Source organism: Nocardia sp. NPDC052112, from assembly GCF_040680135.1.
GTDB lineage: Bacteria > Actinomycetota > Actinomycetes > Mycobacteriales > Mycobacteriaceae > Nocardia.
This window is the reverse complement of record NZ_JBFAWD010000009.1, coordinates 1-2509: the sequence shown is the minus strand read 5'-3', so window position 1 is coordinate 2509 and position 2509 is coordinate 1. Positions and strand designations below refer to the sequence as shown.

The window sequence follows — 2509 nt, the reverse complement described above, 5'->3', positions numbered from 1 at the left end:
CCCGTACAAGGGGTGCCCGGCCTCGGCAAACGGTGCCCGCTGGGCGACGCTCAGGTGAGTGGCGCGGAGTTCGGCCATTGATGCGGAGCGATGCGAACTGGTTGCATAACGGGATCAGTCTGGGTAGGTTGACAGCCGGTTGCATATTGCAATCAGGAAGGGTTCCGATGACACAGTTGGTTCGAGTTCAGAATTTCAACGTTTCCGGCGATGGATATGGGGCCGGGGAGGGGCAGAGCTTCGAGCACCCGTTCGGCCACGCCGATCCGGCCGCGCTCTTCTCCTGGGCGGGTGCCACCGCCCACTGGCCCACCCGGACCGACCCCGGCGGGACCTACGGTCTCGACGACTACTGCACTCGCGACTTCACCAATAACATCGGCGCCGAGATAAGTGGCAGGGCTGGTGGGGCGACGAACCACCGTTCCACACGCCGGTTTTCGTCCTCACTCATCATGTGCGACCCTCGATCACCCTGGGGGACACCACATTCCACTTCCTAGACGCGTCCCCGAAGAACGCGCTGGCGCGGGCATTCGACGCCGCCGAGGGCAAGGACGTGCGGATCGGCGGTGGTGTTGCCACGGTTCGGAAATTCCTCGACGCCGATCTCATCGACAATCTGCATATCGCTGTCACACCAGTCGAACTCGGTCGCGGCGAAAGATTGTGGGCGAGCCCCGACGAACTCGTCGAGCGTTTCCATCTGGAGCGGATCCCGAGCCCCAGCGGGGTGGTGCATCACTTCTTCTGGCGACGGTGATGCCATAGTCCCGTCCACAGATCGCTCGCGCCGCGGGGTGTCGACCAGCTGCATACCGGAACCGGAGCGAGCGCCCGCGGCTCGGTCAGCATGCGGGGTCGCGGCGGTGGGACCTCGATGTCGATCAGAAGTGCGCTAAATGTGGTTTCTGGTCGAAATCGACTGCGCTTCGGATCCGCCGGATCCGTAGCACACGCGAACCGTGCGCACCAGTTCACTCGGATCCTCGCGTAACAGGTCGTTATCCGTACACCAGGTTCGCCCCGTCATCGGATCGACCCACGATGCCTGCAGGACGAAAACCGATGGCCGATTACCTTCGTCGGGATACGTCGCGCGCACCCGAGTGTGTCTCGCCGAATCACGCGGCGCTTAGCCACCTCGCAATCGCGGTGCGGCGACAACCTGCTGGGGTTCGCACTTCAGGTGCGGAATCTGGGATGTTCTCGACCTGATCACGCTTACGTCACCGCTGGTCTGTGGGGGCATTGAGGGGCTGGTTGATGGTGGCGAAGTATTGAGCTGCGGCCGCGATCGTGATGGGTGCGGTCACCAGCAGTTGCCCGGCGATGGTGCCGAGGGCGCCGAAAGCGGCGATGCCGCCGAGGCAGCCGACCGCGGCGGCCGGGATGAACGACCCGAACATGCCCACGATGGTCGCGGCGGCCACGGTCGCCCCGGCGATGCCGCCGAGCGCACAGCCGAGGGCGGCGCCACCGAGTCCGCCGACCAGGGTGCCGATGCTGGCACCGACTCCGATGGTGCTCGTCATCCGCGCCCAGGCGGCCTGTTCGCGGTCGTAGGGTGTCTTGAAGGGTGCGGTGTCCTCGTAGGGCAGCGCGACCGGCCGGTACACCGCGTGTGCCGGATCAAGGCGCGGGGTGAGGGTGGCGGTGCGGTCGCGGATCTCGGCGGCGATGGGAAAGACGAAATCGTCGATGCGGAAAGATAATTCGGTGCCCGCGACCACCGTGCCATCGGTGGATTCGATCGCGAGGCTGCCGTCCTCGACGGCGAGTTCGCCGGAGTCGACGGTGATGGTGGCCGAGGTGTCGTCCGTGGTGACGGTGTAGCCGATGGCCGCGGGGGCGGACTCGACGGCGGGGGCGGCCTGAGCGGTGGCGGCCAGGCCGACGGTGGCGGAGATCAGAGCAATGGCGGTGAGCGGGGCAAGTTGACGCATGACCGGGTTCCTCTAGTCGTTCGCGGATGTGCGGGAAATGAATTCGGGGATTGCCTGATTGGCGGGGACGGCTCGAGCACGCGCTGAACCGGCGAGACCGGACAGAACACGAGTTCTGTCCGATCTCTCGATGTGCGTTGGTTCGGGTCGCGGGCCCAGCACTGGAGTGGGCCCTGCGTCCGATCAAGCGGCGTCGAGGGCTGCGGTGATCTTGCGGGTCATCTCGGCCAGGGTGGGGCTGGGCTGGGCTTTGCGGGCTTGGGTGGCGGCTTCGATGGCGACGGCGATGGTGTTGCGGAAGTTGTCGGCTTGGGCCGGGTCCTGCTTGTCGAGCAGGTTCATGGCCGCGGTCAGGGCTGGCAGCACCTGGTCGGCGAGTTCGGCGACGGTTTTGCCCTTCAGGTCGATGTCTTTCGACTTCGCGGCGAGTACGTGCCCGATCAGGCCGGTGGCCGAGGACAGGGCGATCGAGCCCGCGGTGGCGATCTTGTGGGGAGAGCCGGTGGCATCGGCGGCGGCCAGCAGCGACACGGCACCGTAGGCGGCGGTGCGCAGGGTGGCTT

At 66.2% G+C, this 2509-nt stretch carries 2 protein-coding genes and 1 pseudogene; 1 reads left to right on the top strand and 2 read right to left on the bottom strand.

The window, feature by feature from the left end:
• The first annotated feature begins 167 nt into the window (after positions 1-167).
• Positions 168-763, top strand: a pseudogene (locus tag AB0L58_RS18950) (dihydrofolate reductase family protein).
• Positions 764-1229: 466 nt separating this feature from the next.
• Here the strand turns inward: AB0L58_RS18950 and AB0L58_RS18945 are convergent.
• Together AB0L58_RS18945 and AB0L58_RS18940 are read right to left on the bottom strand one after the other, a co-directional pair.
• Positions 1230-1946, bottom strand: a complete 717-nt coding sequence (locus AB0L58_RS18945; RefSeq protein WP_364388294.1) for a hypothetical protein — start codon at positions 1944-1946, stop codon at positions 1230-1232.
• 183 nt (positions 1947-2129) lie between these two features.
• On the bottom strand, positions 2130-2509 hold a 380-nt coding region (locus AB0L58_RS18940; RefSeq protein WP_364388292.1), incomplete at its 5' end, for a hypothetical protein.